The sequence below is a fragment of the Lelliottia sp. RWM.1 genome, assembly GCF_016859735.1.
In the GTDB taxonomy this organism is placed as follows: Bacteria; Pseudomonadota; Gammaproteobacteria; order Enterobacterales; family Enterobacteriaceae; genus Enterobacter.
This window is the reverse complement of the sequence record NZ_WLVC01000005.1, coordinates 33,928-59,288: the sequence shown is the minus strand read 5'-3', so window position 1 is coordinate 59,288 and position 25,361 is coordinate 33,928. Positions and strand designations below refer to the sequence as shown.

25 protein-coding genes are annotated in these 25,361 nt (G+C 53.2%); 10 read left to right on the top strand and 15 right to left on the bottom strand.

Annotation, left to right across the window (positions count from 1 at the left end):
• Positions 1–74 precede the first annotated feature (74 nt).
• Positions 75–395: a PTS sugar transporter subunit IIB gene (locus GF617_RS06125; protein ID WP_181623207.1), complete on the bottom strand. Its 321-nt coding sequence runs from the start codon at positions 393–395 to the stop codon at positions 75–77.
• A 279-nt stretch (positions 396–674) separates the two neighbouring features.
• A complete protein-coding gene (osmE, locus tag GF617_RS06120; RefSeq protein ID WP_181623206.1) occupies positions 675–1,019 on the bottom strand; it encodes an osmotically-inducible lipoprotein OsmE in 345 nt (114 codons plus the stop codon).
• Between the two features lie 231 nt (positions 1,020–1,250).
• On the opposite strand from osmE, the gene nadE reads away from it, so the two are divergent.
• Positions 1,251–2,078: an ammonia-dependent NAD(+) synthetase gene (gene nadE / locus GF617_RS06115; RefSeq protein ID WP_181623205.1), complete on the top strand. Its 828-nt coding sequence runs from the start codon at positions 1,251–1,253 to the stop codon at positions 2,076–2,078.
• A 40-nt stretch (positions 2,079–2,118) separates the two neighbouring features.
• Here nadE and ves read toward each other — a convergent pair whose 3' ends face one another.
• From ves to GF617_RS06080, 7 genes are all read right to left on the bottom strand, one after another.
• Positions 2,119–2,676 (bottom strand): environmental stress-induced protein Ves, encoded by a 558-nt coding sequence (ves, locus tag GF617_RS06110; protein ID WP_203451307.1) that lies wholly within the window; start codon positions 2,674–2,676, stop codon positions 2,119–2,121.
• A 299-nt stretch (positions 2,677–2,975) separates the two neighbouring features.
• Entirely contained in the window at positions 2,976–3,470 is a 495-nt protein-coding gene (gene spy / locus GF617_RS06105; RefSeq protein WP_181623203.1) for an ATP-independent periplasmic protein-refolding chaperone Spy, read from the bottom strand.
• A 368-nt stretch (positions 3,471–3,838) separates the two neighbouring features.
• On the bottom strand, positions 3,839–4,804 hold the full coding sequence (astE, locus tag GF617_RS06100) for a succinylglutamate desuccinylase (protein WP_203451306.1): 966 nt from the start codon (positions 4,802–4,804) through the stop codon (positions 3,839–3,841).
• A 10-nt stretch (positions 4,805–4,814) separates the two neighbouring features.
• On the bottom strand, positions 4,815–6,140 hold the full coding sequence (gene astB / locus GF617_RS06095) for an N-succinylarginine dihydrolase (protein ID WP_203451305.1): 1,326 nt from the start codon (positions 6,138–6,140) through the stop codon (positions 4,815–4,817).
• Positions 6,127–7,614, bottom strand: a complete 1,488-nt coding sequence (gene astD / locus GF617_RS06090; protein ID WP_181623200.1) for a succinylglutamate-semialdehyde dehydrogenase — start codon at positions 7,612–7,614, stop codon at positions 6,127–6,129. The genes astB and astD overlap by 14 nt, the downstream gene beginning before the upstream one ends.
• Entirely contained in the window at positions 7,611–8,645 is a 1,035-nt protein-coding gene (astA, locus tag GF617_RS06085; protein ID WP_181623199.1) for an arginine N-succinyltransferase, read from the bottom strand. Before astA ends, astD begins: the two co-directional genes overlap by 4 nt.
• Positions 8,642–9,862, bottom strand: a complete 1,221-nt coding sequence (locus GF617_RS06080; protein ID WP_181623198.1) for an aspartate aminotransferase family protein — start codon at positions 9,860–9,862, stop codon at positions 8,642–8,644. Before GF617_RS06080 ends, astA begins: the two co-directional genes overlap by 4 nt.
• 433 nt (positions 9,863–10,295) lie before the next feature.
• Here GF617_RS06080 and xthA point away from each other — a divergent pair, with 433 nt between their 5' ends.
• The 6 genes from xthA (at position 10,296) to GF617_RS06050 (ending at position 16,495) form a co-directional block, all read left to right on the top strand.
• Positions 10,296–11,102, top strand: a complete 807-nt coding sequence (xthA, locus tag GF617_RS06075; protein WP_203451304.1) for an exodeoxyribonuclease III — start codon at positions 10,296–10,298, stop codon at positions 11,100–11,102.
• Positions 11,103–11,107: 5 nt separating this feature from the next.
• A complete protein-coding gene (locus GF617_RS06070) occupies positions 11,108–11,788 on the top strand; it encodes a TVP38/TMEM64 family protein (protein ID WP_203451303.1) in 681 nt (226 codons plus the stop codon).
• 22 nt (positions 11,789–11,810) lie between these two features.
• Positions 11,811–12,974, top strand: coding sequence for an ABC transporter substrate-binding protein (locus GF617_RS06065; RefSeq protein WP_203451379.1), 1,164 nt, complete (start codon positions 11,811–11,813; stop codon positions 12,972–12,974).
• Entirely contained in the window at positions 12,947–14,482 is a 1,536-nt protein-coding gene (locus GF617_RS06060; RefSeq protein WP_203451302.1) for a thiamine ABC transporter permease, read from the top strand. Before GF617_RS06065 ends, GF617_RS06060 begins: the two co-directional genes overlap by 28 nt.
• Positions 14,482–15,102 carry an ATP-binding cassette domain-containing protein gene (locus tag GF617_RS06055; RefSeq protein ID WP_203451301.1) on the top strand — a complete coding sequence of 207 codons (621 nt, stop codon included), beginning with the start codon at positions 14,482–14,484 and terminating at the stop codon, positions 15,100–15,102. The genes GF617_RS06060 and GF617_RS06055 overlap by 1 nt, the downstream gene beginning before the upstream one ends.
• A gap of 85 nt (positions 15,103–15,187) precedes the next feature.
• The gene (locus GF617_RS06050) at positions 15,188–16,495 is read left to right on the top strand and encodes a sulfurtransferase (RefSeq protein ID WP_203451300.1); all 1,308 of its coding nucleotides are present in this window, start codon (positions 15,188–15,190) and stop codon (positions 16,493–16,495) included.
• Here GF617_RS06050 and GF617_RS06045 read toward each other — a convergent pair.
• Together GF617_RS06045 and GF617_RS06040 are read right to left on the bottom strand one after the other, a co-directional pair.
• Entirely contained in the window at positions 16,492–17,109 is a 618-nt protein-coding gene (locus GF617_RS06045; RefSeq protein WP_181623192.1) for a CDP-alcohol phosphatidyltransferase family protein, read from the bottom strand. The two genes, GF617_RS06050 and GF617_RS06045, sit on opposite strands and share 4 nt — an antisense overlap.
• Positions 17,102–17,671, bottom strand: coding sequence for a carboxymuconolactone decarboxylase family protein (locus tag GF617_RS06040; RefSeq protein WP_181623191.1), 570 nt, complete (start codon positions 17,669–17,671; stop codon positions 17,102–17,104). The genes GF617_RS06045 and GF617_RS06040 overlap by 8 nt, the downstream gene beginning before the upstream one ends.
• Before the next feature lie 75 nt (positions 17,672–17,746).
• On the opposite strand from GF617_RS06040, the gene GF617_RS06035 reads away from it, so the two are divergent.
• Positions 17,747–18,163, top strand: coding sequence for a pyrimidine (deoxy)nucleoside triphosphate diphosphatase (locus GF617_RS06035; protein WP_275943329.1), 417 nt, complete (start codon positions 17,747–17,749; stop codon positions 18,161–18,163).
• Here the strand turns inward: GF617_RS06035 and GF617_RS06030 are convergent.
• The gene (locus tag GF617_RS06030; protein ID WP_239006361.1) at positions 18,123–18,380 is read right to left on the bottom strand and encodes a YnjH family protein; all 258 of its coding nucleotides are present in this window, start codon (positions 18,378–18,380) and stop codon (positions 18,123–18,125) included. The two genes, GF617_RS06035 and GF617_RS06030, sit on opposite strands and share 41 nt — an antisense overlap.
• A 242-nt stretch (positions 18,381–18,622) precedes the next feature.
• Between GF617_RS06030 and gdhA the strand changes: the two genes are divergently transcribed.
• Positions 18,623–19,966: an NADP-specific glutamate dehydrogenase gene (gene gdhA / locus GF617_RS06025; protein WP_181623189.1), complete on the top strand. Its 1,344-nt coding sequence runs from the start codon at positions 18,623–18,625 to the stop codon at positions 19,964–19,966.
• A gap of 54 nt (positions 19,967–20,020) precedes the next feature.
• On the opposite strand, the gene GF617_RS06020 is transcribed toward gdhA, so the two are convergent.
• Both GF617_RS06020 and selD read right to left on the bottom strand, forming a co-directional pair.
• A complete protein-coding gene (locus GF617_RS06020; RefSeq protein ID WP_203451299.1) occupies positions 20,021–21,928 on the bottom strand; it encodes a DNA topoisomerase III in 1,908 nt (635 codons plus the stop codon).
• 4 nt (positions 21,929–21,932) lie between these two features.
• Positions 21,933–22,976, bottom strand: a complete 1,044-nt coding sequence (gene selD, locus GF617_RS06015) for a selenide, water dikinase SelD (RefSeq protein ID WP_181623187.1) — start codon at positions 22,974–22,976, stop codon at positions 21,933–21,935.
• Between the two features lie 886 nt (positions 22,977–23,862).
• Here selD and GF617_RS06010 point away from each other — a divergent pair.
• Complete coding sequence (locus GF617_RS06010) at positions 23,863–24,168, top strand: hypothetical protein (RefSeq protein ID WP_181623186.1); 306 nt, start codon at positions 23,863–23,865, stop codon at positions 24,166–24,168.
• A gap of 554 nt (positions 24,169–24,722) precedes the next feature.
• Here the strand turns inward: GF617_RS06010 and GF617_RS06005 are convergent.
• On the bottom strand, positions 24,723–25,274 hold the full coding sequence (locus tag GF617_RS06005) for an NAD(P)H nitroreductase (protein ID WP_181623185.1): 552 nt from the start codon (positions 25,272–25,274) through the stop codon (positions 24,723–24,725).
• Positions 25,275–25,361: the final 87 nt, after the last annotated feature.

The window sequence follows — 25,361 nt, the reverse complement described above, 5'->3', positions numbered from 1 at the left end:
ATACCCTTAAATGCCGCAACAAACGTTGCGGCGTAATGTGTGTGAAATTACTCTTTGACGGGAAAAATAATAAATTAATTAACAGCAGCTTTTTTAATTGCTGCAACTGCAGCTTTCAATACACCCAAACCATCGATTTTGCCGTACAGCGCAGAATCGATCACTTCAACCGGTTTATTCGGCAACAAACGCTGAATTTCAGGCAACATGTATGCGATTTGTGGCCCCAGTAAAATGACATCCGCTGTCTGGCCTTTATCGCCCGCCAGCGTTTCAGGAAATGCTTCGATTACCACAGGTACTTCATACTTTTCAGCCTGAGCGCGCATCTTGGAAACCAGCAGTGAGGTTGACATGCCCGCCGAGCAGAACAGATAGATATGTTTCTTTTCCATAGTAACTTCCCTCTTGTATGACTACCCACCGTCGCATCATCAGACGACTCGCTATCCTGGCTGACGGGTAGTTTGCTTACCGTTGTTTATCGTTAAAGTGAGTATACGGCATGGTACAAGGAGGGGATATTACCGGATGACCTAAAATTGTCTCTCATTGACCTCGCGCATTGACTCCCTTCACATTTCGGGCAAATAATTCGCGAAAATAAATAAGATTATACTCAGTAAAAAAAACCGGCCATAGGGCCGGTTTCATTCGATGCTCAGTAAATGACCCTACTGGGCTTTGGCTGCCTGAGGATCAGTGTCATATTCCGAACAGGTCTGATAACCAGAATTAATCACATGTCCTGTGTCATCAAGCGCCACAAAGTAGGTCTCTGCTTTACCATCCCGTTGACCGAGGATATAGGTCTGGCATGTACCACGGGCATGAATCATCGTGATCTCAGAAGACGGTTTACCCGCAATTTGAGCCACCTGCGCACGGGTCATCCCCTTTTTGACGTCTTTTACGACCGGCTGTGTAAATTGATCTTTCGTACGATCGTAAGCTGAACAGCCTGCCAACATCGTTACTACCGCTGCTGCTGCCAAAACGCCTGCTACGTTCTTGTTCATATTTCGTCCTCTTTTTTATCAGCGTGTTATCTAAGCCTGGAATATAAAATATCATTTTTCAACTATGCGGGCTTTACAGGATGACTTTCGGAAGATTCCAATAAAACAAAGATAACTTGCTAAATCGCCGCAATTTGCCGCACTCGAAACTGTGATCCTTGTCGTTTTACGCCCAAAGGGTTAGTTTTAACAGATCACACATTCTGGTTAGTACTGCATATGGAGGGCGTAATGGCTCTGCAACAAGAGATTATTCAGGCGCTTGGCGTTAAGCCTGCGATCGATGCACACGATGAAATCCGCCGTAGCATCGATTTTTTAAAATCCTATCTGAAAACCCATCCCTTTTTGAAATCCCTGGTGCTGGGCATCAGTGGTGGTCAGGATTCCACACTCACCGGGAAATTGTGCCAACTGGCGATTTCAGAGTTGCGTGAAGAAACTGGCGACACGGCATTACAGTTTATCGCCGTACGCCTCCCCTATGGTGTCCAGGCTGATGAGCAGGATTGTCAGGACGCGATCACCTTTATTCAGCCTGACCGTGTGCTCACCGTAAATATCAAAGGGTCTGTGCTGGCAAGTGAGCAAGCCTTACGTGAAGCCGGTATCGAATTAAGCGATTTTGTACGCGGTAATGAGAAAGCCCGCGAGCGGATGAAAGCGCAGTACAGTATTGCAGGCATGACAAAAGGCGTAGTGGTTGGGACCGACCATGCAGCAGAAGCTGTGACAGGTTTCTTCACCAAATACGGTGATGGTGGAACCGATATTAACCCGATCTTCCGTCTGAACAAGCGTCAGGGTAAACAGTTGCTCGCGTTATTGGGTTGCCCGGCGCACTTATACAATAAAGCACCAACGGCGGACCTGGAAGACGACCGCCCTTCTCTGCCAGACGAAGCTGCACTGGGTGTCACCTATGACAACATTGATGACTATCTGGAAGGCAAAACCCTTGATGAAGGTACGGCGCGGATTATTGAAGGCTGGTATCTGAAAACGGAGCACAAACGCCGTCCACCCATCACCGTATTTGATGATTTCTGGAAACGTTAATCACACATACAGGCGGCGCTAACGCCGCCTCTTTTTGGGATTAATGCCCTGCCAGCCAGATAATTTCACTGAATAGCAGTTTCCCTTCAGATTCAAGTAAGCGCAGAGTATGGATCCCCTCCTCCCAGCTTGCTCCCTGATCCGCCGTCAACAGCTTATCCCCCAGTTGCCATGCGCCACTGAGCACAAACGCCACCCCACCACGAGAAGCAAATGTCGTAAAGGTGCGATCCGCCACGCGGACTTTAGCCCGGCAGCGATCCCTTCGCGTCATAATATTGAAGTCCATCGACATCTGGCCATCTGTAAGCTGGGCTTTTACTGGCTGGTCGCCCGGAAAGCTAAACGGTTGATGAGTTTTCAGGGTATGGCAAAAAGCCTTACCTGCATCAAGTGTCACCTCACCGCCTTCAAGCAACGTAATCACCCGATCAACTCCGGGGAAAGAAGAGAACTCACCGTTACTGGCAAGGGAAGCAATACTGGCGCGCCAGGAAAAATCGCGCGTCGCGGGAGGAAAACAACAAATTTCTCGTGTCTCGCCAGCACCATTACGCCAGAGACTGACAGGCATCTTACGGATATCAAAAAACTCCATCACCACTCCTGAAAGGCACAACATGCGCCAGTGCAACGATATGCCTATCGTCGCTATCTTGATTGTTATCGTTGGGTAATCACAGACGTATTATCGGCAGCAGAGCAGACATGTATTAGCCAGGCGTTGAGAAAAATACTAACGCCATGACTCTGTTATACATTCTCTGGGACGACTACAGGAGAATACCGCGCTTCTGGCGGCTGGCAAGAGGGCATGAAAGAAAAAACCGCCGGACCTGTCCACAGCGATAGCGCTTTTGTGAACAGGATTCCGGCGGTCTTAATGTGATGTGCTGATTATTCAGCAGGCGGAGCCATTTTACCTTCTGGGGCCGGACGTTCTGTCAGACGCTTCTCAAAATTGGCATTAAACTGTTTTTTCTGTTCCGGTGTCAGAATGTTGTAGATTTTATTCTGTGTTTCCATACGGGCCAGCATACCGGCTTTATGCTGTGCAGCCATCTTGTCAATCTGCGCTTCGGCTTTTGCCTTATCGAAAGAATCACTCGCGATGATGTCATGCATTGCACGACGCTCTTCCAGCGGTGGGCGTTTCATCTGGTCGCGCTGGCTTTTCATAATGTCGCGGACCTGTTGTTTCTGTGCATCCGTCAGGTTCAAATCTTTGAACATCATCATCTCATGATGCGGACCCGGTTTGCCTTTATGATGCATCATCATTTTTCCTTCCGTTGGCGCTGCGGTGGTGGTCGCAGTATCGGCGGCGAACGCCATGCTGGTAGCGCCCAGAGCCAGGGTAGAAGCAACAAACAGTGCAGTTAATTTACGCATAATTTATGTCCTTACTTTCAGTTATTCTTCGGCGCTATGCCGTGTTGACGAGATTAACTTTACGGGGTTTATCGTCAATTAGTCAGAGCAACAGTAAAACAATGAAAGTGTAAAAAACAAATTATCGCCAAATGTGGAGAAATTAAGGAAAAAGCGTGGAGAGTTGAAATGAAAATATTCAATTTACTGATTTTAAATGGATTGTTTATGAGTATAGCGAAACGGTGTTTATTTTGAAAGCAAACAGCCAGGAATAATCCGTAAAAAAAATCAGACCGCCATAATCGCTAAGAAAATAAATGGAATAGCCCTGGAAAAAACACACCAGTGATACCGCCCCTCTACTTACGAAAGAGGGGCGATAAACATTACGTTATTTTTTCCAGCATCAACCCGGCTCTCAGCCCAAAAGCTACCGATGGGTTCGGGAACAACACATACTCCGTGGTCTTGTGAACTTCATAGCGTTTCTCACCATCCTCTGCCAGCAGGTAGCCCTGCCTGAACGGCGTGAAGTTAAGCGTGTGCGCCGCCATGTGCAATAAGAATGCCTCGCTTTGCCGCGTGATCTGCTGAACCACTTGATAGCGCTCCACCGTCTCCGCATTGTGTTCAGGCGCACTTCCTGACAGCAGCGCCTGAAGCGCGCGATGTGTTATTGCAAAACGCGCAAGATCGTTATGCCCAAACGGCAGGGCTTTTCCCAGCTCCAGTGTGCACGAAAATGCACCGAATTTTTCGCAGGTGAAATGAGTAAACGTACCGCCTGGCGACTGATGGAATACCAGCGCCTCCAGCCCCGCATCGCCAAGCCAGGTCAGAAAATCGTCATCCCAGGGCCGCGTCCGCTGCGGTAACACGCCAAAACGCACATGATATGAGGCGCGGATCGCCGTATGTAGATCGAGATGCCACCGATTTTCTCCAGCAGAGGAAAAGAAGGCCTCCACCACATTTTCCAGCCATTGAGCTCGCCGCGTCTCTTCACTGTCCGGGAACTGTGCCCAGCGACCGCCAAACATCCGGTTAATATCGCTCACGAGAAAGCGCTTATCTTGCGCCAGAGCCGGAGGATTCCCCAACACCACCAGCACGCGACAGCGTAACGTAATATCCCCGCGGTATAACGTACGCAGCAGGAGATCAACGATCTCGACGGGCGCGGTTTCATTACCGTGAATGCCCGTTGACAGCACCAGAGACTGCTCACTGGCCTCGAACGGCGTCAGTTCGAGTATGCCACTTCCCAGCCATCGCCAGCCGAATGAAGGACCTTCCCCTTCACTTGCGTCCGGCGTTTCATCCGCCAGCGTCAGTGCCAGTAAATTCTCCATAACATCTCCTTTAACGCTGGAACGGATAGACAGAACCCAGTTGCAGGATCGTCGTTAAGGCATCCAGCGCCTCGCGCCCTTCGCGCAACAAATGCGGGTCAACCAAATCAGCCTGCGTCAACCGGTCGCGATAGTAACGATCGACCCAGTTATTCAGGGTATTAAAGAGTGCCTCATTCATGATCACCGCCGGATTAACCGCTTTCATCTCATCCGTGGTCAACACCACCCGCAGGCGTAAACAGGCAGGCCCACCACCGTTTGCCATACTTTCGCGCAGATCAAACACCTTGAGTTCAGAAATAGGGTTATCAGCCTTCGCGAGTTCACTCAGGTAGCGCCACACGCCGTCGTGATTGCGAGATTCCTGCGGCAGGACCAGCATCATACTGCCGTCATCACGGCTTAACAGCTGGCTATTGAAGAGATACGTTTCAACTGCGTCCTGTACACTTACGGCCCCGGTCGGAACCTGGATCGCCATAAACCCCGGCACACGCTCCTGGAGCGTAGCAAGGAGCTTTTCCTGATGGGCAAACGCCTGTTCATGACAGAACAGCACCTGTCGGTTAGAAACGGCAATCACATCATTATGAAACACGCCCTGATCGATAACATGCGGGTTTTGTTGCGCAAAAATCACCTGCGATGGATTGACCTGGTTCAGGCGGGCAACGGCCTGACTCGCCGCCAGCGTTTGCCGTGCAGGATAACGTGACGGTGCGGAATGACCGCCCTCTTCACGCCCATAAATAAAAAGCTGCAGACCAGGATCGCCATAATCCCCGCCCAGGCGGTTATGGTTAGCGGCCCCTTCATCCCCAAACATCGCGACCTGAGGCAGCGCGCCATGCACGCTGAAATGGCCCTCATGGCGGAAGATGGCACGCAACACACGCTCTGTGGTCCCGGCTTCGGTCGCGCGGTGGAATTTGTTGTTCAGGTTCGCAACCGTCAAATGCACTTTGCCATCCAGCGTATCCGCCGAAGGCGCAACGGTTGCCGCATTCGCCACCCACATTGAAGAGGCAGAACTGACCGCAGAGAGTAAATGCGACACTTGCGTCCCCGCTTTCTCGACCACCTGCTCGTCGCTACCGCTAAAACCCAACTGACGCAGGACAGGCACATTCGGACGCTCCTGTGGCGGGATAACCGCCTGCGGGAACCCGGCATCCGAGAGCGCCTTCATTTTCAGTAGCCCCTGCTTAGCCGCCAGTTTCGGGTTCGAGACCTGAAAACGGTGTTTCGTCGACGCCTCATTACCAAACGACAGCCCGGCATAGTGATGCGTCAGCCCAACCAGCCCATCAAAGTTAACTTCACGCGCTTTCATGAGCATTCCCCTGACTAAAATCCAGCCCCGGACTCAACGTTTCCGGTAGCGTTAATGCCGGCGTTTCCAGGCTCGCCATTGGCCATGCGCAATAATCTGCGGCATACCACGCACTGGCGCGATGGTTACCCGACGCTCCCACCCCACCAAATGGCGCGGTACTTGCGGCCCCTGTGAGCGGCTTGTTCCAGTTCACAATGCCGGCTCGCGCCTCCAGCAGCAATTGTTCGAATTTTTCACGCTGAGGAGAGATCAATCCGCTCGACAGGCCATAGCGCGTGTTATTCGCCATGTGGATGGCATCCTCAAACGCGTCATAGCGCCAGACACACAACAGCGGGCCGAAGACCTCCTCATCCGGTACATGACTTGCCTCGCTCATCTCAATGATCCCAGGAGTCAGAAGAGATGTTCCAGGATGTCGTTGTTTCGGCTCCAGCAAGGTTTTAGCACCCCGCGCAACATGCTCCTGCCAGGCCTTCAGAACCTGAAGTGCGGCTTGCTCGGAAATCAGTCCCCCCATAAACGGCTGGGGATCAGCGTCCCACCGGGCAGGAACAAGACGTGCAGCGACTTCAACAAGGCGCGCCAGGAAAGCATCGCCCCGTTCGCCGCGTCTCACCAGCAGGCGTCGTGCGCAGGTACAACGTTGCCCGGCGGTAATAAAGGCCGACTGGATCGTCAGATGTACCGCCGCGTCAATATCATCCGGATCTTCGACGATCAGCGGGTTATTGCCGCCCATTTCCAACGCCAGAATTTTTTCCGGCTGACCTGCCAGCTGTTTATGCAGCTGATAGCCTGTTCCGGCGCTGCCGGTAAACAGTAATCCATCGATATCGTTCAGCGCACTCAGTGCCTGGCCGGTTTCACGGCCCCCCTGAACCAGGTTCAGTACGCCTGGCGGCAAACCGGCCTGCTCCCACAATTTCACTACCGCTTCGCCGCTCCACGGCGTTAATTCGCTGGGTTTGAAAATGACGGTATTCCCCGCCAGTAGCGCTGGCACTATGTGGCCATTCGGCAGATGCCCTGGGAAATTATAGGGACCGAATACGGCCAGCACGCCATGCGGACGGTGGCGCAGTGTCGCTGCACCATCCGCCATCTCAGTGTGTTGCTCTCCGGTTCGGGTGTGATACGCCTTCACCGAGATCGCAATTTTATTGATCATCGCCGTAACTTCGGTTGCGGCCTCCCAGCGCGGTTTACTGGTTTCCGAGGCAATAACGCGTGTCAGTTCGGCTTTATTCGCCTCAAGCAAAGAGGCAAACTTTTCGACAATCGCCTGACGGACAGTAAACGGCTGTTTCGCCCAGGCCGGGAACGCTCGTCTTGCCGCTTTGCAGGCCAGTTCCACCTGGGCCGCGCTGGCATCATTTCCCTGCCACAACGCATCTTTACTCACCGGGTTCGTTTTCACGCGCGGTGCGCCTTCACCCGTGACCCAGTCACCATTAATCCATAATGTCATGCTGTTTTCTCCTCAGGGCAGAGTCGCACCAGACGAACCGTGTCGCCTGCGCTACATTTCAGGGCATCCAGTTGGGCGGCAGTCAACACCAGACGTTCACATTTCGGGTTGGCCTGTACCAGCATGGCGCGAAAGTGGTCGTATTGTTCATTGGCGACCAGGCACGCAGGCCACTCCCCCGGCGCAGGCTGGCCTTCGGACACCGTAACCAAACGGCTTTTACGGATCGCACGTACGCGATCGATATCGCACTCCAGCGTCGGTCCACCGTCGAAAATGTCAACATAGTTCCGGTAACGGAAACCTTCTTTCTCCAGCACCGCACGCGCGGGTGCAGTCTGCGGGTGAACTTCGCCGATCACCGCCTGCGCCTCAGGGCTGAGGAAATGGGTGTAGATAGGATGCTTAGGCATCAATTCCGCAATAAAGGCTTTCTGCCCCGTACCGCACAGGTAATCCGCGCGGCTGAACTCCATCGAGAAAAAGCGTTCGCCGAGACTTTCCCAGAACGGGGAATATCCCGTCTCGTCAATCACGCCACGCATTTCGGCCACCACTTTCTCATTAAAGCGATCGCGAAACGCAGCCATAAACATAAAGCGCGATTTGGAGAGCAAATAGCCATTACCCTCTTTACGCCAGGCCGGATCGAGGAACAGCGTACACAGCTCACTGCTGCCAGTGTGATCGTTACTGAGAAACAGCGTCGGTAATGCGTTGTAGACATTCAGCTCTTTCGACGCATGCACGAGTGTTCCGACGCGGTAGTTGTACCAGGGATCATTAAGCCCGACCGCCACTTCAATGGCGCAAATCCCGGCCACGGTTCCTGTATCGGTATCTTCAAGCACGAATACGTAGCCCTGTTCGCTTTTTGGCAACGTTCCAAGCCATGTTTGCAGGGAACGATCTATACGCGCCGACAACGTTTGTTCATCAGCAGGAAGCGAGGTCAACCCTCCCCCGGTTTTCCCCGCGAGCTGCATGAGCCCGGCGAGATCGCCGCGCTCAACGGGACGGATGACCATCATGATGACACCTCTGACTTCACGTGTTCACAGGCCTGCGCAAAACGGTCCAGGCCGGTATTTACCTCTTCTTCGCTGACAATCAGCGCAGGGGCAAACCGCACCACGTTAGCGCCAGCAATCAGCACCATTACGCCCATTTTTGCCGCTTCCTGTGAAATAAGTTTAGCTTTTCCGGCAAACTCAGGGGCCAGCTCGCACCCAATTAACAGCCCCAGACCGCGGATCTCTTTAAACAGCCCGGTCCGGGTATTGATGGCATTCAGGCGTTCGACAAACCAGTCATGACGCAATTTCACCCCGTTCAGCACTTCCGGCGTATTGATGATGTCCAGTACTTGCCCCGCCACTGCCGACGCCAGCGGGTTACCGCCATAGGTTGTCCCGTGCGTGCCTACCGTCATGGCACTGGCACATTTGTTGGTCGTCAACACGGCCCCCACCGGGAAGCCGCCACCCAACGCTTTCGCCGTCGAAAGCACATCCGGAGTTACACCATAGTGCATATAGGCATACAGCTCGCCGGTACGTCCCACCCCCGTCTGAACCTCATCAAAAATCAGCAGGGCGTTGTGGCGATCGCATAACTCGCGAAGCCCTTGCAGGAACGCCTTCTGCGCCGGGACGACCCCGCCTTCCCCCTGCATCGGCTCAACAATGACCGCACAGGTATTGTCGTCAATCAGCTCGCTTGCTGAGCGCAAATCGTTATAAACGGCATGACGAATATCCGGAGGCAGAGGCGCAAAGTCTTGCGAATAGGAGGGTTGCCCACCGGCGCTGACGGTGAACAACGTGCGACCGTGGAACGCATTCTTAAATGCCACAATCCCGCTTTTCTGCGCACCAAAGTGGTCATGCGCGTATTTGCGCGCCAGCTTCAGTGCCGCTTCGTTGGCTTCTGCACCGGAGTTACAGAAAAAGACTTTCTCGGCAAACGTCGCGTCAATCAGTTTCTTCGCCAGACGCAGCACCGGCTCGTTAGTATAACCATTACCGGTATGCCAGAACTTCGCAGCCTGATCGTTCAGCGCCTGACGCAATGCCGGGTGCGCATGTCCCAGTGCGTTAACCGCGATACCGCCAGCAAAATCGATATACTCTTTGCCCTGCTGGTCCCACAGGCGCGAACCTTCCCCACGTACCGGAATAAAAGCCGCCGGAGCGTAAACCGGCATCATCCATTCATCAAAATTTTCACGCGTAATTGACAGAGACATAGCGACCTCATCCGGTAAATAAATAGTTGTTTAAATGTTAAATAATTGAGTGTTTGCGCTGTAAATGTAGATTGCAGGGTTCGTGCCAGCCAGCGATAAAAATGCATAAATGGCAGGGGAGGACAGAATATCAACGAGTTGCAATATGGAGTTATTCACTGTTATTGCATAAAAAGTGAATATTTTTATGACGGGCGGCGGTTTGCCGAACGAAAACATGAAAGACTATTCACAGGCCAAATATAATTCTGGAATTGTGATCGCTCGCGAAATTTATTGGCCGTTTACGCACCATTCAGGGGCGTAGCGCGTTGGAATGGTGCAAATCTTGCACCGTTGGCATTTTCTGTTGCAGTTATTGGTCATCCCGCATAACAGACGGTGCAATTTCTGCTACCATCCATGCACTATTCACCTTGCATTGGCAGCGACTATGAAATTTGTCTCTTTTAATATCAACGGCCTGCGCGCCCGCCCTCACCAACTGGAAGCCATTGTTGAGCAACATCAACCGGATGTGATTGGCCTGCAGGAGACAAAAGTTCACGACGATATGTTCCCTCTCGAAGAAGTGGCAAAGCTGGGGTACAACGTCTTTTATCACGGGCAGAAAGGTCACTATGGCGTCGCGCTGCTGACCAAAGAGACCCCTGTTGCCGTTCGTCGTGGTTTCCCTGGTGACGATGAAGAGGCACAGCGTCGCATTATCATGGCCGAGATCCCCTCACCGTTGGGTAACATTACGGTGATTAATGGCTACTTCCCGCAGGGCGAAAGCCGTGACCATCCGACCAAATTCCCGGCAAAAGCGAAGTTTTATCAGGATCTTCAGGATTACCTGAACACCGAACTGAACAAAGACAACCCGGTGCTGATCATGGGAGATGTCAACATCAGCCCAACCGATCTGGATATCGGCATTGGCGAAGACAGCCGCAAGCGCTGGCTGCGTACCGGTAAATGTTCCTTCCTGCCGGAAGAGCGGGAATGGATGCAGCGACTCCAGGACTGGGGGCTGGTTGATACCTTCCGCGCCGCGAACCCGGAAACGCAGGATCGTTTCTCGTGGTTCGACTATCGCTCGAAAGGCTTTGACGATAACCGTGGTCTGCGTATCGACCTGCTGCTGGCAAGCGCCCCTCTGGCAGAACGTTGCATCGAAACCGGTATTGATTACGCTATTCGTGGCATGGAAAAACCGTCTGACCATGCGCCTGTGTGGGCTAAATTCGAGCTGTAACCTGTGTGAACATTCAAAAAATCGTCTTCCTGTGCGCCCTTCTGGGCGCATTTTTGCTGGCTTTTGCCCTTTTACCGCCAGGCACGCTCTCTCTCGACTCGGTAAAAACGCACCATCAGACGCTCCTCCTCCTAGTTGAAGATCATCCTGTACGCAGCGCAGCTCTCTACTTTGCGGTCTATGTGGCGGTCGCGACGTTGTCGATTCCGGGCGCGGCGATTCTGACGCTGCTGGGCGGGGCGCTGTTTGGACTATGGCAAGGCGTGTTGTTAGTCTCTTTTGCCTCCACGCTCGGCGCAACGCTCGCCATGCTCATGAGCCGTTACTTGCTTCGCGACTGGGTACAGCAGCGTTTTAACGAGCAGATGAAAACGGTCAATCACGGTATGGATCGCGACGGTGCTGGGTATCTTTTTGCACTCCGCCTTATGCCGCTGTTTCCCTTTTTCCTGGTGAATCTACTCGCAGGGCTCACGCGCCTGGGTGTGCGCCAGTACTGGTGGGTCAGCCAGCTTGCGATGCTACCCGCCACTGTTATCTTTCTTAATGCCGGACGCGAACTGGGCAAACTGACCTCCCTGCGCGATATTCTGTCGCCGGGAATGGTATTCGCCTTTACACTATTGGGGTTATTACCACTGGTCACACGCTGGCTGTTTTCTCGTTTCTACCACTCTTCGCTGTAAACAGGGAGGCATCATGCGCCGTGTGCGTTTTTGCGCGTTTCTGACGGGATTGTTACTGGCAAGTCCCGCTTTTGCCGACACTAACTGGCAGACTATCCAACGGGAAGCCAGTGGCCAGACCGTCTGGTTCAATGCCTGGGGCGGCGATCAGGCAGTTAACCGCTACCTTGACTGGGTCAGTGGCGAGATGAAAAGCCACTACGCCATCAATCTCAGGATCGTTCATCTTGCCGATGCGGCCGATGCGGTTAAACGTATTCAGACCGAGCACGCCGCCGGGCGTAAGACCAACGGCTCTGTCGATTTATTGTGGGTCAACGGCGAGAATTTCCGCACCTTAAAAGAGGCCAACCTGCTACAGACAGGCTGGGCACAAAGCCTCCCCAACTGGCGTTACGTCGATACCCGTAAACCCGTGACGGAAGATTTCGCCATCGCAACCGATGGGGCAGAATCTCCGTGGGGCGGCGCGCAGCTCACCTTTATCGCCCGCAACGCGAGCCTGCCTGAGCCGCTGAACGATCCCGCCATGCTGCTTGATTATGTGCAGCAGCATCCTGGAAAAGTGACCTATCCACGACCGCCTGACTTTACCGGTACAGCGTTCCTGGAACAGCTTTTACTGACGTTGACTACGCACCCGGACGCGCTAAAAACGGCCCCGGACACCGCGACATTGGCTCAGGTCACCGCGCCATTGTGGGCATACCTCGACAAACTGCATCCTTATCTGTGGCGTGAAGGGCGCGATTTTCCGCCTTCCCCCGCGCGAATGGATGCCTTGCTTGCCAGTGGCAACATCAACCTCTCGCTGACGTTCAACCCCGCTCATGCCCGACAAAAAGTGGCCAGCGGTGAACTCCCGGCCGACAGTTACAGCTTCGGTTTTCGCAACGGGATGATCGGTAATGTACATTTTGTTGCCATCCCGGCTAACGCCAGTGCCAGTGCAGGAGCCAAAGTTGTCGCTAACTTCCTGCTGTCGCCCAGGGCACAACTGCGCAAAGCCGATCCGGCCATCTGGGGCGATCCCAGCGTACTGGATGTCAAAAAACTCTCGGACAGCGATGCAGAAAAACTGAACGGGCATACGCCTGAAGGTCTTCCTGATGTGCTAGGGGAACCTCATGCAGCGTGGATCCCGTTGCTGGAGCAGGAATGGCTTCGCCGTTACGGAACCCGCTAAGCGGGCTGGCCTGGCTTGCCGTTGCGGTCATTTATATCCCGCTGCTTCCTGCCGGAGTCACGATACTGGCTCCGGCATTCTCCGCTGAAAACTGGCGGTCGCTGCTGAGCGATCCGCAGCTCCCACAGGCATTTGCCGCCACCCTAAGCTCAACGCTTATCGCCACCCTGGGGTCACTCATTATTGCCCTTTTTCTCGTTGCCGCGCTTTGGCCTGGAGAACGCTGGCATCGCCTGAGTACGCGTCTGCCGTGGCTGTTGGCCATTCCCCATGTGGCCTTCGCCACCAGCCTTCTGCTGATGTTTGCAGAGGGTGGGCTGTGGTATCAGCTGTGCTCATTCTGTACCCCCCCGTTTGACCGGTTTGGCGTAGGACTGGGGCTAACGCTCGCGCTCAAAGAGAGCGCTTTTGTGCTGTGGGCCATTTATGCCGTGTTACCGGTCAAAGGTCTGGCGCAACAAAAAGTGGTATTACAAACCCTCGGCTATGGGCGTTTTCAGACACTGTGCTGGCTGGTCATCCCGACCATCGCCCCTGCCCTCGGGGCGGTAATGCTGGCAGTGCTGGCATGGTCGCTCGCCGTCGTGGATGTGGCGATAATTCTGGGGCCAGGAAATCCCCCGACGCTCGCGGTGCTGGCGTGGCAATGGCTCAGCCAGGGCGATGCGCAGCAACAGACGAAAGGCGCCCTGCTGTGCCTGGTTTTAGTGCTGATGCTGGCGTTACTGGCAGCCACTGGCTTGTGCATAGGGAAAGTATGGCGGAGGAGACTGCCGAATGTTTCCGGCGTTCGTCACGCCTCGCGCATCCCTCTTCCCGGCGCCGTACTTCAGTGGTTGCTGCCCGGTATCGGGATCGCCAGTCTGTTGATTCTCGGCGTACTGGCGCAGCACAGAGAAACCGCGCTCGCCCCCCTCATCATCAGCCTCTCTTTTGGCCTGCTCTCCAGCTTGCTGGCGCTGGTCGTGATCTTCCTCTGGCTCGAATGGGGGCCGCAACGTGGTGCGGTCTGGGTCTGGCTGCCGCTGGCACTTCCTGCGCTACCGTTAGTCTCCGGGCAATATTTCATTGCCCTGCACCTCGGGATCGATGGGCTGTTTACAACCATATTATGGGGCCATCTGTTGTGGGTATTTCCGTGGATGTTGCTGGTAATGCAACCTGCGTGGCGCAGGCTTGATCCCCGGCTCATCCTGATTGCCCGAACGCTGGGCTGGCGGCGCGTAAAGTGCTTTTGGCTGCTAAAATGCCCGCTAATGCTTCGCCCCGCACTACTGGCTTTTGCCACCGGTTTTTCCGTGAGCATGGCACAGTACATGCCGACACTCTGGTTAGGTGCGGGACGTTACGCCACACTCACCACCGAAGCGGTCGCACTCAGCAGTGGCGGCAGCGTCCCCATTCTGGCTTCCCGTGCGCTGGGACTTTTATTATTAACAGGCGCAATATTCAGTATTGCGGCCCTGTTATCCCGGCTCGCAGGCCGTTACCGACAAGGATTACGTTAATGCTGATGGTGAAAAATCTCTCCATTGAACCGCTTTTCCGCCAGGTTAATTTTTGCGTACAGTGTGGTGAAATTGTCACCCTGATGGGACCTTCCGGCAGCGGAAAATCGACACTTTTTTCCTGGATGGTCGGGGCGCTTACCGCCAATTTTCATGCCCAGGGCGAGCTGTGGCTTGCTGATCGTCGCTGCGACACACTCCCCGTGGAAGAACGCGGCCTTGGGATATTGTTTCAGGATGCTCTGCTGTTTGATCACTTCAGCGTAGGGCAAAACCTGTTGCTGGCTCTTCCGGCACATATCACCGGGCACGCGCGAAAAGTGGAAGTACACCAGGCACTGGCCTCGGCAGGTCTGGCAGATCACTATGCCAGCGATCCAGCAACGCTCTCCGGCGGCGAGCGTGCCAGGGTCAGTTTATTACGCGCCTTGCTGGCTCAGCCCCAGGCGTTGCTGCTTGATGAACCCTTCAGCCGCCTGGACAAAACTCTGCGCACCGCCTTTCGGGCCTGGGTATTTGCCACCGTACGCGCACGCAAAATCCCCGTGATACTGGTCACTCACGACGAAGAGGATATTCCACCAGATGGTGAGGTGATTCAGCTATCCCGCTGGCAATAACGTGCTTCAATCTGTGCTAACGCAATGTTTTCTGTTTCAGGTGAGATGACAATGACCGCCTCTTTTTTTGACGTCAGGCTTTTCGATGAAACGTGTTTCTCAACTGACCGCGCTGGCTCTGCTCTGTGGCCTCGCCTCATTTTCCTCAGTGGCTGCTGATATGCCCCACTCACTGACGCTGGAACAGGTGCAACAACAACACGGGGCCGTCATCGACACCCGAGTGAGTGCCTTCTACAACGGCTGGCCACAGTCCCTGAGCGGACCATCTGGACATGAACCGGCAGCGCTCAACCTCTCGGCCTCCTGGCTCAGCGCCATGAGCGACGAACAGCTTGCTGGCTGGGCGAAACAGCATCATCTTGCGCCTTCAGCCCCCATTGCTCTCTATGGCAGCGAGGCCGATAACCTGGCGGTGAGAACGCGTCTGAAAAAAGCCGGGTATTCACAAGTATCGGTCCTGAGTGATGCCCTGCAACAGGCTGGCCGTCTGCAACGCTTACCGCACTTTGAACAACTGGTTTATCCTCAGTGGATCCATCAGTTACAGCTGGGTAAACCGATCGCCGCCGCGCCTGCGGGCGAATGGAAGGTACTTGAAGCCGGCTGGGGCGCGCCGAAGTTTTTCCTGCTGAATCACATCCCTGGCGCGGGCTACATTGATACCAATGAAGTCGAAAGTGAACCGCTGTGGAATAAAGTCTCTGACGATAAGCTAAAAGCCATGCTGGCTAAACACGGGATCCGTCACAACACTACGGTGATCCTGTACGGTCGGGACGTGTATGCCGCGGCACGCGTGGCGCAAATCATGCTCTACGCCGGGGTCAAGGATGTACGTATTCTTGATGGTGGCTGGAAAACCTGGTCCGATGCAGGTCTTCCGGTTGAGCGTGGCATGCCTGCGGAGGTGAAACCTGCCCCCGATTTTGGTGCACCGATCCCTGGCCAGCCACAGCTGATGGTGGACATGGAAGGCGCGCGCGGCATGTTGCACCGCCAGGATGCCTCGTTGGTCAGCATTCGTTCATGGCCAGAATTCATTGGTGAAACCAGCGGCTATAGCTACATCAAACCAAAAGGCGAGATTGCGGGTGCTCGATGGGGGCATGCGGGCAGCGACGCCACTCACATGGAAGACTTCCATAACCCGGATGGCACAATGCGTAGCGCCGATGACATCGCCGCGATGTGGAAACAGTGGGGCATTCTGCCCGACCAGCACGTGGCGTTTTATTGCGGCACAGGCTGGCGAGCCTCTGAAACCTTTATGTACGCCCGTGCGATGGGCTGGAAAAATGTCGCCGTCTACGATGGTGGCTGGTACGAATGGAGCAGCCATCCGCAAAACCCGGTCTCTGTGGGAGCGCGCGGGCCGGAAAGTTCACGTTAACGCACCCGCGATTTTAACGTGACATAACCGCTCCAGATGCGCGTTGTGGTGGTGAGCCAGCACAACGCGCCAAAGATCCAGGCAAACAGAGGGAAGTATGCCGGAAACAGGCAGCACAGCACAAACAGCGCGATTGTCTCTGTCCCTTCCGTTAACCCACCAATGTAATAAAACGACTTGTGCGCATAGCCTGGGTTAGCAATATTGTGTTTCGCCGCCAGCGCTGCAAACGCGAGGAAACTGCTTCCCGTACCGATAAACGCGAATAACAGCCAGGCGGATGCCAGCGCATTTTCCGCAGGTGCAGCCAGCGCAAATCCAAACGGCACAAGCGCATAGAAGAGAAAATCGAGCACAATATCCAGAAATCCGCCCGCATCGCTTAACCCCCGCCGACGGGCCAGTGCGCCATCAAGCCCATCCAGTAGTCGATTCAGCACAATGGCAACCAGTGCCGCCGGATACCAGCCCAGCGCCAAAAAGGGCAACGCCAGCACGCCTGTCGCAAACCCTGTTAACGTCAGGCCATCGGGGGAGATAACGGGCTTATCCAGCAAGCTCGCCAGTTGATTCAGTACCGGTTTCAGACGCGGATGCAGATGGCGATCAAGCATGAGGTTTCCCCTGGAACGTGGCACAAAGGCCCTGGGCCGGAATATCCAGGGCAGCATTAAAGCGAGCTGACAGGTTCTGAAATGCAATCAACGCCGTCATTTCGGCAATTGCGTCATCGGTAAAATAACGCTTCATCTGCATTTTAATAGCCTCGTCTACCTGTGGTGGCGTGGCGGTGACAGCCTCCGCATACGCCAGTGCAACACGCTCTTCTTCATTGAAAATCGACGCTTCTCGCCAGTGGCTAACGGCCTGAACTTTATCGAGCGCCCCGGAGCGTTCAGCCAGACGGAGACTGTTTGCATCAATACAGAACGCACAATGACAAAGCTGCGATACCCGCGTCATTAACAACGAACGCAATTCGGGGCTGACACGCGCAGCACGACGCTCCAGAAACCCCACAAACAGAGCCACGAGCCAAAACAGGCGAGGCATTCTTCCCCACCAACGTGTAGGGTTCAGTACCGCACCGAAGTGTTTTTGTTGCATTGCGGCGATGGGTTTTACGCTGACGGGAAGATGTTTTACGGGGGCTACCCAGGCGGTTGTCTCTTTCACCTGATTCTCCTGATGGGTGGACTCTTTTGACGCGCAAGATATTATGTCGTTTTCCGTAACCTGTTATTGACGACCATGCTGAAAACCATCGATGTAGTGGCTGCAATCCTCGAAAAAGACGGTCGCATTTTGCTGGCACAACGCCCCGCCCATGCCGATCAACCGGGAATGTGGGAATTTGCCGGAGGAAAAGTGGAAGCAGGAGAGACGCAACCGCAGGCACTCACCCGCGAATTGCGTGAAGAACTGGGGATTGTTGCGCAGCCTGGATGCTATATCGCCAGTCATCAGCGGGAGGTCTCGCAGAGGCTCATCCATCTGCATGCGTGGCATGTTCCCGCGTATACTGGCGAACTTACGGCGCACTACCACAGCGCCCTGGCGTGGTGTACGCCTGAAGAGGCGTTGACTTATTCCTTAGCCCCGGCAGATATCCCGCTGCTGCACGCGTTTATCCTTTTACGCGACGCCAGACCAGCGGATTCGTGCTGATGGTTCTCTCATCACGCTGACACTGCAACAGCACACCGTCTGCCTTCACCACCGCCCCTTCAGAATAATTTTGATCCTGATAGATGCAGCACTGATTGCAGGGCTGCGAACTTTGTCCGCCGGAGCTGAACACGTCCGGCGGGACATTCACCTGTACATCCGGACGAAGACGGTCCGCCTGCGCACTGGCAGATAAAAGGGCAAACACAGCGGTCATCACATAACGATTCATAGAGGTCTCTTCCTGTTGTCTCCTGATACTGACTATAACGGTAAATCAACGCCGAACCTTTAATTTCTCTTGTCATCGCTTTTTGTTATGACCCGCGCCCGATAATGAATTTCCCTTTAGCGGTCAATTTCTGCTTGCCTGGCAAAGCGGTACGGGTGGTATAGTCGAAAAAGACCACAAATCGCCTACACAACATACATAAAATATTATAAGAGGTTCTTATATCTATGGATCAGACACGCTCTCTGGAATCGTTTTTAACCCATGTTCAACAGCGCGACCCGCATCAGAGCGAGTTTGCACAAGCCGTACGCGAAGTCATGACCACCTTGTGGCCATTCCTCGAAGAAAACCCACGTTATCGTCAGATGTCTCTGCTCGAACGCCTGGTTGAACCAGAACGAGTGATTCAGTTCCGCGTTGTTTGGGTCGATGATCGCAATCAGGTACAGGTGAACCGCGCGTGGCGCGTGCAGTTTAACTCGGCCATTGGTCCTTTTAAGGGGGGAATGCGTTTCCACCCTTCCGTAAACCTGTCGATCCTGAAGTTCCTGGGCTTTGAACAGACCTTTAAAAATGCGCTCACCACCCTGCCAATGGGTGGCGGCAAAGGCGGCAGTGATTTCGATCCAAAAGGCAAAAGCGAAGGTGAAGTGATGCGCTTCTGCCAGGCGCTGATGACGGAACTGTACCGTCATCTTGGCCCGGACACTGACGTCCCTGCGGGAGACATCGGCGTGGGTGGCCGTGAAGTCGGCTTTATGGCTGGTATGATGAAAAAACTGTCCAATAACAGTGCCTGCGTCTTTACCGGAAAAGGCCTCTCGTTTGGCGGCAGCCTGATTCGCCCGGAAGCCACTGGCTATGGGCTGGTCTATTTCACGGAGGCCATGCTGAAGCGTCATGGACTGAGTTTTGAAGGGATGCGGGTGGCGGTTTCAGGCTCTGGAAACGTTGCGCAGTACGCCATTGAAAAAGCGATGCAGTTTGGGGCGCGCGTAGTAACAGCGTCAGATTCCAGTGGCACAGTCGTAGATGAAGCGGGCTTTACGGCAGAAAAACTGGCGCGGCTCTGTGAAATCAAGGCCAGCCGCGATGGCCGCGTGGCAGATTATGCCCGCGAGTTTGGCCTGATCTATCTCGAAGGTAAACAACCCTGGTCTGTGCCTGTTGATATCGCCTTGCCATGTGCAACCCAAAACGAACTGGACGCTGAAGCCGCGCGCGCATTGATTACGCATGGCGTGAAAGCGGTCGCGGAAGGCGCCAACATGCCAACCACCATTGAAGCAACCGATCTGTTCCTGGAAGCTGGCGTGCTGTTTGCGCCAGGTAAAGCGGCAAACGCAGGTGGCGTGGCCACCTCTGGGCTGGAAATGGCGCAAAACGCCGCACGTCTGGGCTGGAAAGCGGAGAAAGTGGATGCGCGTCTGCACCACATCATGCTGGATATTCACCACGCATGTGTGGAATACGGCGGTGAGGCGAAGCAAACCAATTATGTGCGCGGAGCCAATATTGCCGGGTTTGTGAAAGTTGCCGATGCCATGATCGGACAAGGTGTAATTTAAGATATTGATCGTGCGGCTGGCCCTCTCCCGTCGGGAGAGGGCCACAATCGGGTGTCAGGCCGCACTTTTCTTCTTTTTGAACGGTTTCTTCGCGCCGCCGCCTGGCGCAACCATTCCTCTGAACTGCTTCACCGGCGTGCTACGCGCCTGGTTAATCAACTCAAACAATGTTCCCACCAGTGGCTGCATGAAATCCTGATAGCGGCACTGCTTCTCACTGATTTGCGTCAGGATCGACTCCCAGTGTGCCGTCATGTCCGGGCGAGCCGCCAGTTCAGGCAGGGAGTGGATCAGTGCCCGTCCTGGGTCAGTAGAGTGGATATAGCGCCCTTTTTTGACCAGGAAACCGCGTTTAAACAACAGCTCAATAATACCTGCGCGTGTCGCTTCAGTTCCCAGACCATCCGTGGCACGCAGGATCTTTTTCAGATCTTTATCCTGCACAAAACGGGCGATCCCGGTCATTGCAGATAACAGTGTGGCATCGGTGAAATGACGCGGCGGCTGAGTTTGCCGTTCAATCACTTCCCCTTTCTCGCACAACAGTTCGTCATCTTTTGCCACCACCGGCAACGGCGTGCCGTCATTCTCTTCGTCACGCTCTTTATTGCCCAACAGCGTGCGCCAGCCAGCCTCTGCGAGGAAGCGTGCTTTAGCGACGAATTTGCCTTTGGCAATATCCAGCTCAATCACACACTTGCGGAACACCGCATCAGGGCAGAATTGCATCAGGTACTGGCGGGCAACGAGGTTATATACCTTCGACTCATTCTCCGTCAGGTTGACCGAACTGCTGCGCGCTGTCGGGATAATCGCGTGGTGGGCATCCACTTTTTTATCATCCCAGCAACGATTACGGGTATCCGGGTTGACGACTGGTTGCGGTAGTAAATCCGGGGCGTGAACGCTAATCGCGTTCATGACCGCCTGCCGTCCCGCAAAGTGTTCTTCAGGCAAATAGCGGCTATCTGAACGCGGGTAGGTGATCAACTTATGGGTTTCATACAACTTCTGGCAGATATCGAGCACATTTTGCGCGCTCAGACCAAACCGCTTGGCAGCCTCAATCTGCAATGCAGAAAGGGAAAATGGCAGCGGAGCAGGTTCTGATTCCCGTTTATCGTTATAGCTGGTGACAAACGCGGGCTGGCCGGTGATCCGGTTGACCACATGGTCCGCCAGCGGACGGTGCAACAACCGCCCCTCTTCATCCTGATAGGATTCACAGGCATCGCTTGGCTGCCATGTCGCCGTGAAACGCTCATCCTTAGGCGTAACAATGTGTGCTTTGACTTCAAAGAAATCTTTAGCGACGAAATTCTCGATCTCTTCGTCACGGCGTACCACCAGTCCTAACACCGGGGTCTGAACACGCCCGACAGAAAGCACGCCCTGATAGCCCGCGTTGCGTCCCAGAATGGTATAAGCACGGGTCATGTTGATCCCGTACAACCAGTCCGCACGCGCACGCGCCAGGGCGGAAACGCACAATGGAATAAACTCACTGTTAGCACGCAGACGGGAAATCGCCCGCTCTACCGCCTGCGGGTTGAGATCGTTTATCAGACAACGCAGCACCTGTTGGCGCTTTTCCGGAGCCAGTTCGAGATAATCCAGCACCTCGTCCACCAGCAGTTGTCCTTCTCTGTCAGGGTCACCCGCGTGGATAACTTCAGACGCGTCATGCAGGAAACGCTTGATCACGTTAAGCTGTTTTGTCACCGACGGACGAGGTTGCAGACGCCACTTTTCCGGCACGATGGGGAGGTCGTTGAGGTTCCAGCGAGCATAGCGGATGTCGTAAACATCAGGTTGCGCCTGTTCCAGCAGGTGACCAATACACCAGGTGACCACCTGCCCGTTACCGCATTCGATAAAACCGTCGCCCTTGCGATGTGGCTTTGGCAGCACATCAGCAATAGCACGGGCCAGGCTCGGCTTTTCGGCAATAAACAACCGCATCGAATTAACGGATCTCAATCATTGGACGACCACCGCGCGCGGTTACCAGCTCGCCGATCGTGGTCAGCGTGATACCAAACTCTGCGGCCGTGGCCTGAACGTCAGCTTCGGCATCTGGCGTTACAGCCAACAACAGACCACCGGAAGTTTGCGGATCGCACAGCAGGTCGCGCCATTCGGCAGGCATATCACCCATCAGATGACCGTAGCTGGCGAAGTTACGCTGTGTACCGCCCGGCACTGCGCCCTGTGCAATATAAGCTTCAACGCCCGGCAGCTTCGGCACATCCTGATACCAGACTTGCGCCTGCACACCTGCACCCTGGCACACTTCGCTTAAATGGCCGAGCAGACCAAAGCCGGTCACATCCGTCATCGCTTTAACGCCGTCAATATTTGCGAATGCTGCCCCAGCGAGGTTCATCTGACACATCACCTCTGTTGCCAGACCAATATGTTCCGGTTTGAGCAGCGATTTTTTCTCCGCCGTGGTGAGCACGCCAATACCCAGTGGCTTGGTGAGGAAAAGTTTACACCCGGCCTGCGCCGTGCTGTTGCGTTTGACACGTTCAGTTGGCACAACGCCGGTGACGGCAAGACCAAAGATAGGTTCAGGAGCATCGATAGAATGACCTCCAGCAAGGGCGATACCCGCCTGCTGGCAGGCAAAACGGCCGCCTTCAATCACATCGCGAGCAATTTCCGGTGCAAGCGTGTTGATGGGCCAACCCAGAATCGCGATGGCCATAATCGGTTTGCCGCCCATCGCGAAAATGTCACTGATGGCATTGGTTGCCGCGATGCGCCCAAAATCGAACGGATTGTCGACAATAGGCATAAAGAAATCAGTAGTACTGATAATGCTTGTGCCGTTACCTAAATCGTAGACCGCGGCATCGTCCCGCGTTTCATTACCAACAAGCAGGTTCGGGTCGACAAACTTCGCCTGCTCACTGTGCAGGATGGTTTCCAGCACTTTTGGGGAAATTTTACAACCGCAACCCGCTCCGTGGCTGTATTGCGTTAAACGAATAGTTTGCTCGCTCATTGACATCTCCTGACCGGATGAAAGCCATGTAAGTAGATGTATATATTACAGAATCTCACATAGCACATCGTAAAATCGGTGTAAATTTAGAAGAATTCTATCATGGCGGGCATCACCGCTAAAGGACGTGTTTCATCTTCAGGACTAATCTCCCGCCCGGTGAAAAGAATACGCGTGAAGTACAATTGCCTGACAGGGCCATTGCGTTATTACCGGGTCTGATGAAGGATGTGGAACCCGATTTAACTCAGTAAATGGTTATTTACAACAATCATTTAATTTAGGCGGCTAATGGTCAGCAAACTAATTTCGAACGAAAGGGTCAGAATAAGTAAACATTTATTTTATATGCATGTTCATAAAAATCTTTAATGTATCTTTTATAGAAACACATTGATCCCTGCATTTTACCGGGTTACCATTATTTCACGCCGAAATTAAAGGCCGACAAATATGTTTAAAGTAAAAATGCAGTACACATTAAATGATGAATACTTCCGGCGTTAACACATTGGCTTTATCCATTTATCGTTAACACTATGGAGAAGATTGTTAAACAGGTGCATTGTTAATATCTGTTATATCAACTCCCCCTGACTATCAGGTATTAAACTAAAACAACACTTCCGAGTGAATAAATGAACCAAATTAAAGGTATTTGGCATTGCCTTTATTTAATTATAGGTATTCTTTTGTGGCTAGAAATAGTTCATTGGATTGAACATTCTTTTTTGATGGATTTGATCGTTGATTTTATACTGAGGCAAGCACAATGAAATGAGTGAGCTCTATTTTTTCACATGGGTGTTATTCGTGTTACTTACAATTGGTTTTACATCAATAATAAAAATATTCCTTAATCTGTTTAATGTATAGGTTCTAAAAAATGAAAAAAGTCATTTTGATAGCATGGGTGATGGTTTTAAGTGGTTGTGTTGTCGCAGCCCCTCATTCTCATAAACATCGTATAGACGGCGATGATGTCGATCTTTATGCAAGCGGCTATTGTACACAAGTCCAGGAGGCTCACGGTGATTGCGATGTCAAACCACACCCTAAACACAAGAAGCAAAGCTCAACGTATAAAAGCAGCGATGGCTACACCATGATTACCCATGACGGAAAAACCCTCCCTGCTTGCGGCGAAACTGGAGGTTCACAAGCAGACAACGGGTCGACGTGTTGGTTTTAATGTGTTGTACGGGCTCAACCTTTTACGTTTTAATCGTCAATGAAAAAAATCATTTTCTGGTCACTGTTTGCAATATCAATCCTGATCAATCTGTATTTCTTTTTACTTGTATTAGCAAGCTATGTTTAAGCAACTGAGAACGTTTACTCCGTTTGTTAAACAGAGATGGTTTGGCCTGTTATCGAAAAATAGCAGTTACAGGGTGTAAAGGATTCGGCTTTTAAAATAAAAAAATCAACATGCTGTGGGTTATTACAGTCAACATGAATAAGTTCCCTATTTTTGATTACAAAAATAAATGTCCTGTTTGGTACTCAAAGGAAGAAATAAAGGATGTAATTTACCACCAGGTTTCCAGTCGACAAATTAAAGGTATGCTGGAATGTTTGGCGGTATGGGAGGAGTTAACGTTCGAACAGATTATATCTGATGTTCGCTATAGTCTGGAACGTCGAAACCGGATTTGGTATTTGATAATACGTTGAGGGAAAAAGAAAAGTTTAACTGTCTGAATTCTGCTGCAGGTGATCAGGATCCAGACAGTTAGCGCGCGGTCAGAAACGGCTGACGAAAGGCGTCGTGTCCGGCACGTTTATTGTACTGGATGCTTTAAGCTGTGGCGTGCCGAGATAAAGGAATCCGACGATTTTATCATGTTCGCCGCACGCCAGACCTTCACGCACCACCAGGCTTTCGGTGAGCGGCCCCGTACGCCAGATACCGTTAAAACCTTGTGCGACAGCAGCCATTTGCATCGCCATTACCGCACAACCCGCAGACATCTCCTGTTCCCACACCGGTACTTTATGTTCAGGCTGACATTTCGCCACCACGGCAATGATCATTGGCGCGCGGAACGGTGCACTGCGGGCTTTCTCGATCCCTTTTTCATCCTGACCTGCAGCAATAGCCCCTTGCTCCAGCAAGGCGCTGAAGCGATCGCGGCCTTCACCTTCAATGATAAAGAAATGCCATGGCTGCAACGTACCGTGATCCGGCGCGCGCATACCGGCACGCAAAATGTTGTCCAGTTGCTCGCCTGCAGGCGCAGGCTCAGCCAGGCGCGAAGCACTACGACGGTTAACAAGCAGTTCAAGTGCGTCCATTAATTAACTCCTGTCTTGAAATTTGCTCACAAAATTAACACGACAGCAGATTTTGTTACAGCGCGGTGGGCGATTCCTGCTGACAAG

What these genes read in the sequence shown, in the direction of transcription:
- GF617_RS06125 (WP_181623207.1), bottom strand. Translation starts at nt 395, where the DNA reads ATGGAAAAGAAACATATCTATCTGTTCTGCTCGGCGGGCATGTCAACC.
- osmE (WP_181623206.1), bottom strand. Translation starts at nt 1,019, where the DNA reads ATGAACAAGAACGTAGCAGGCGTTTTGGCAGCAGCAGCGGTAGTAACG.
- nadE (WP_181623205.1), top strand. Translation starts at nt 1,251, where the DNA reads ATGGCTCTGCAACAAGAGATTATTCAGGCGCTTGGCGTTAAGCCTGCG.
- ves (WP_203451307.1), bottom strand. Translation starts at nt 2,676, where the DNA reads ATGGAGTTTTTTGATATCCGTAAGATGCCTGTCAGTCTCTGGCGTAAT.
- spy (WP_181623203.1), bottom strand. Translation starts at nt 3,470, where the DNA reads ATGCGTAAATTAACTGCACTGTTTGTTGCTTCTACCCTGGCTCTGGGC.
- astE (WP_203451306.1), bottom strand. Translation starts at nt 4,804, where the DNA reads ATGGAGAATTTACTGGCACTGACGCTGGCGGATGAAACGCCGGACGCA.
- astB (WP_203451305.1), bottom strand. Translation starts at nt 6,140, where the DNA reads ATGAAAGCGCGTGAAGTTAACTTTGATGGGCTGGTTGGGCTGACGCAT.
- astD (WP_181623200.1), bottom strand. Translation starts at nt 7,614, where the DNA reads ATGACATTATGGATTAATGGTGACTGGGTCACGGGTGAAGGCGCACCG.
- astA (WP_181623199.1), bottom strand. Translation starts at nt 8,645, where the DNA reads ATGATGGTCATCCGTCCCGTTGAGCGCGGCGATCTCGCCGGGCTCATG.
- GF617_RS06080 (WP_181623198.1), bottom strand. Translation starts at nt 9,862, where the DNA reads ATGTCTCTGTCAATTACGCGTGAAAATTTTGATGAATGGATGATGCCG.
- xthA (WP_203451304.1), top strand. Translation starts at nt 10,296, where the DNA reads ATGAAATTTGTCTCTTTTAATATCAACGGCCTGCGCGCCCGCCCTCAC.
- GF617_RS06060 (WP_203451302.1), top strand. Translation starts at nt 12,947, where the DNA reads ATGGCTTCGCCGTTACGGAACCCGCTAAGCGGGCTGGCCTGGCTTGCC.
- GF617_RS06055 (WP_203451301.1), top strand. Translation starts at nt 14,482, where the DNA reads ATGCTGATGGTGAAAAATCTCTCCATTGAACCGCTTTTCCGCCAGGTT.
- GF617_RS06050 (WP_203451300.1), top strand. Translation starts at nt 15,188, where the DNA reads ATGAAACGTGTTTCTCAACTGACCGCGCTGGCTCTGCTCTGTGGCCTC.
- GF617_RS06045 (WP_181623192.1), bottom strand. Translation starts at nt 17,109, where the DNA reads ATGCTTGATCGCCATCTGCATCCGCGTCTGAAACCGGTACTGAATCAA.
- GF617_RS06035 (WP_275943329.1), top strand. Translation starts at nt 17,747, where the DNA reads ATGCTGAAAACCATCGATGTAGTGGCTGCAATCCTCGAAAAAGACGGT.
- GF617_RS06030 (WP_239006361.1), bottom strand. Translation starts at nt 18,380, where the DNA reads ATGACCGCTGTGTTTGCCCTTTTATCTGCCAGTGCGCAGGCGGACCGT.
- gdhA (WP_181623189.1), top strand. Translation starts at nt 18,623, where the DNA reads ATGGATCAGACACGCTCTCTGGAATCGTTTTTAACCCATGTTCAACAG.
- GF617_RS06020 (WP_203451299.1), bottom strand. Translation starts at nt 21,928, where the DNA reads ATGCGGTTGTTTATTGCCGAAAAGCCGAGCCTGGCCCGTGCTATTGCT.
- selD (WP_181623187.1), bottom strand. Translation starts at nt 22,976, where the DNA reads ATGAGCGAGCAAACTATTCGTTTAACGCAATACAGCCACGGAGCGGGT.
- GF617_RS06010 (WP_181623186.1), top strand. Translation starts at nt 23,863, where the DNA reads ATGAAAAAAGTCATTTTGATAGCATGGGTGATGGTTTTAAGTGGTTGT.
- GF617_RS06005 (WP_181623185.1), bottom strand. Translation starts at nt 25,274, where the DNA reads ATGGACGCACTTGAACTGCTTGTTAACCGTCGTAGTGCTTCGCGCCTG.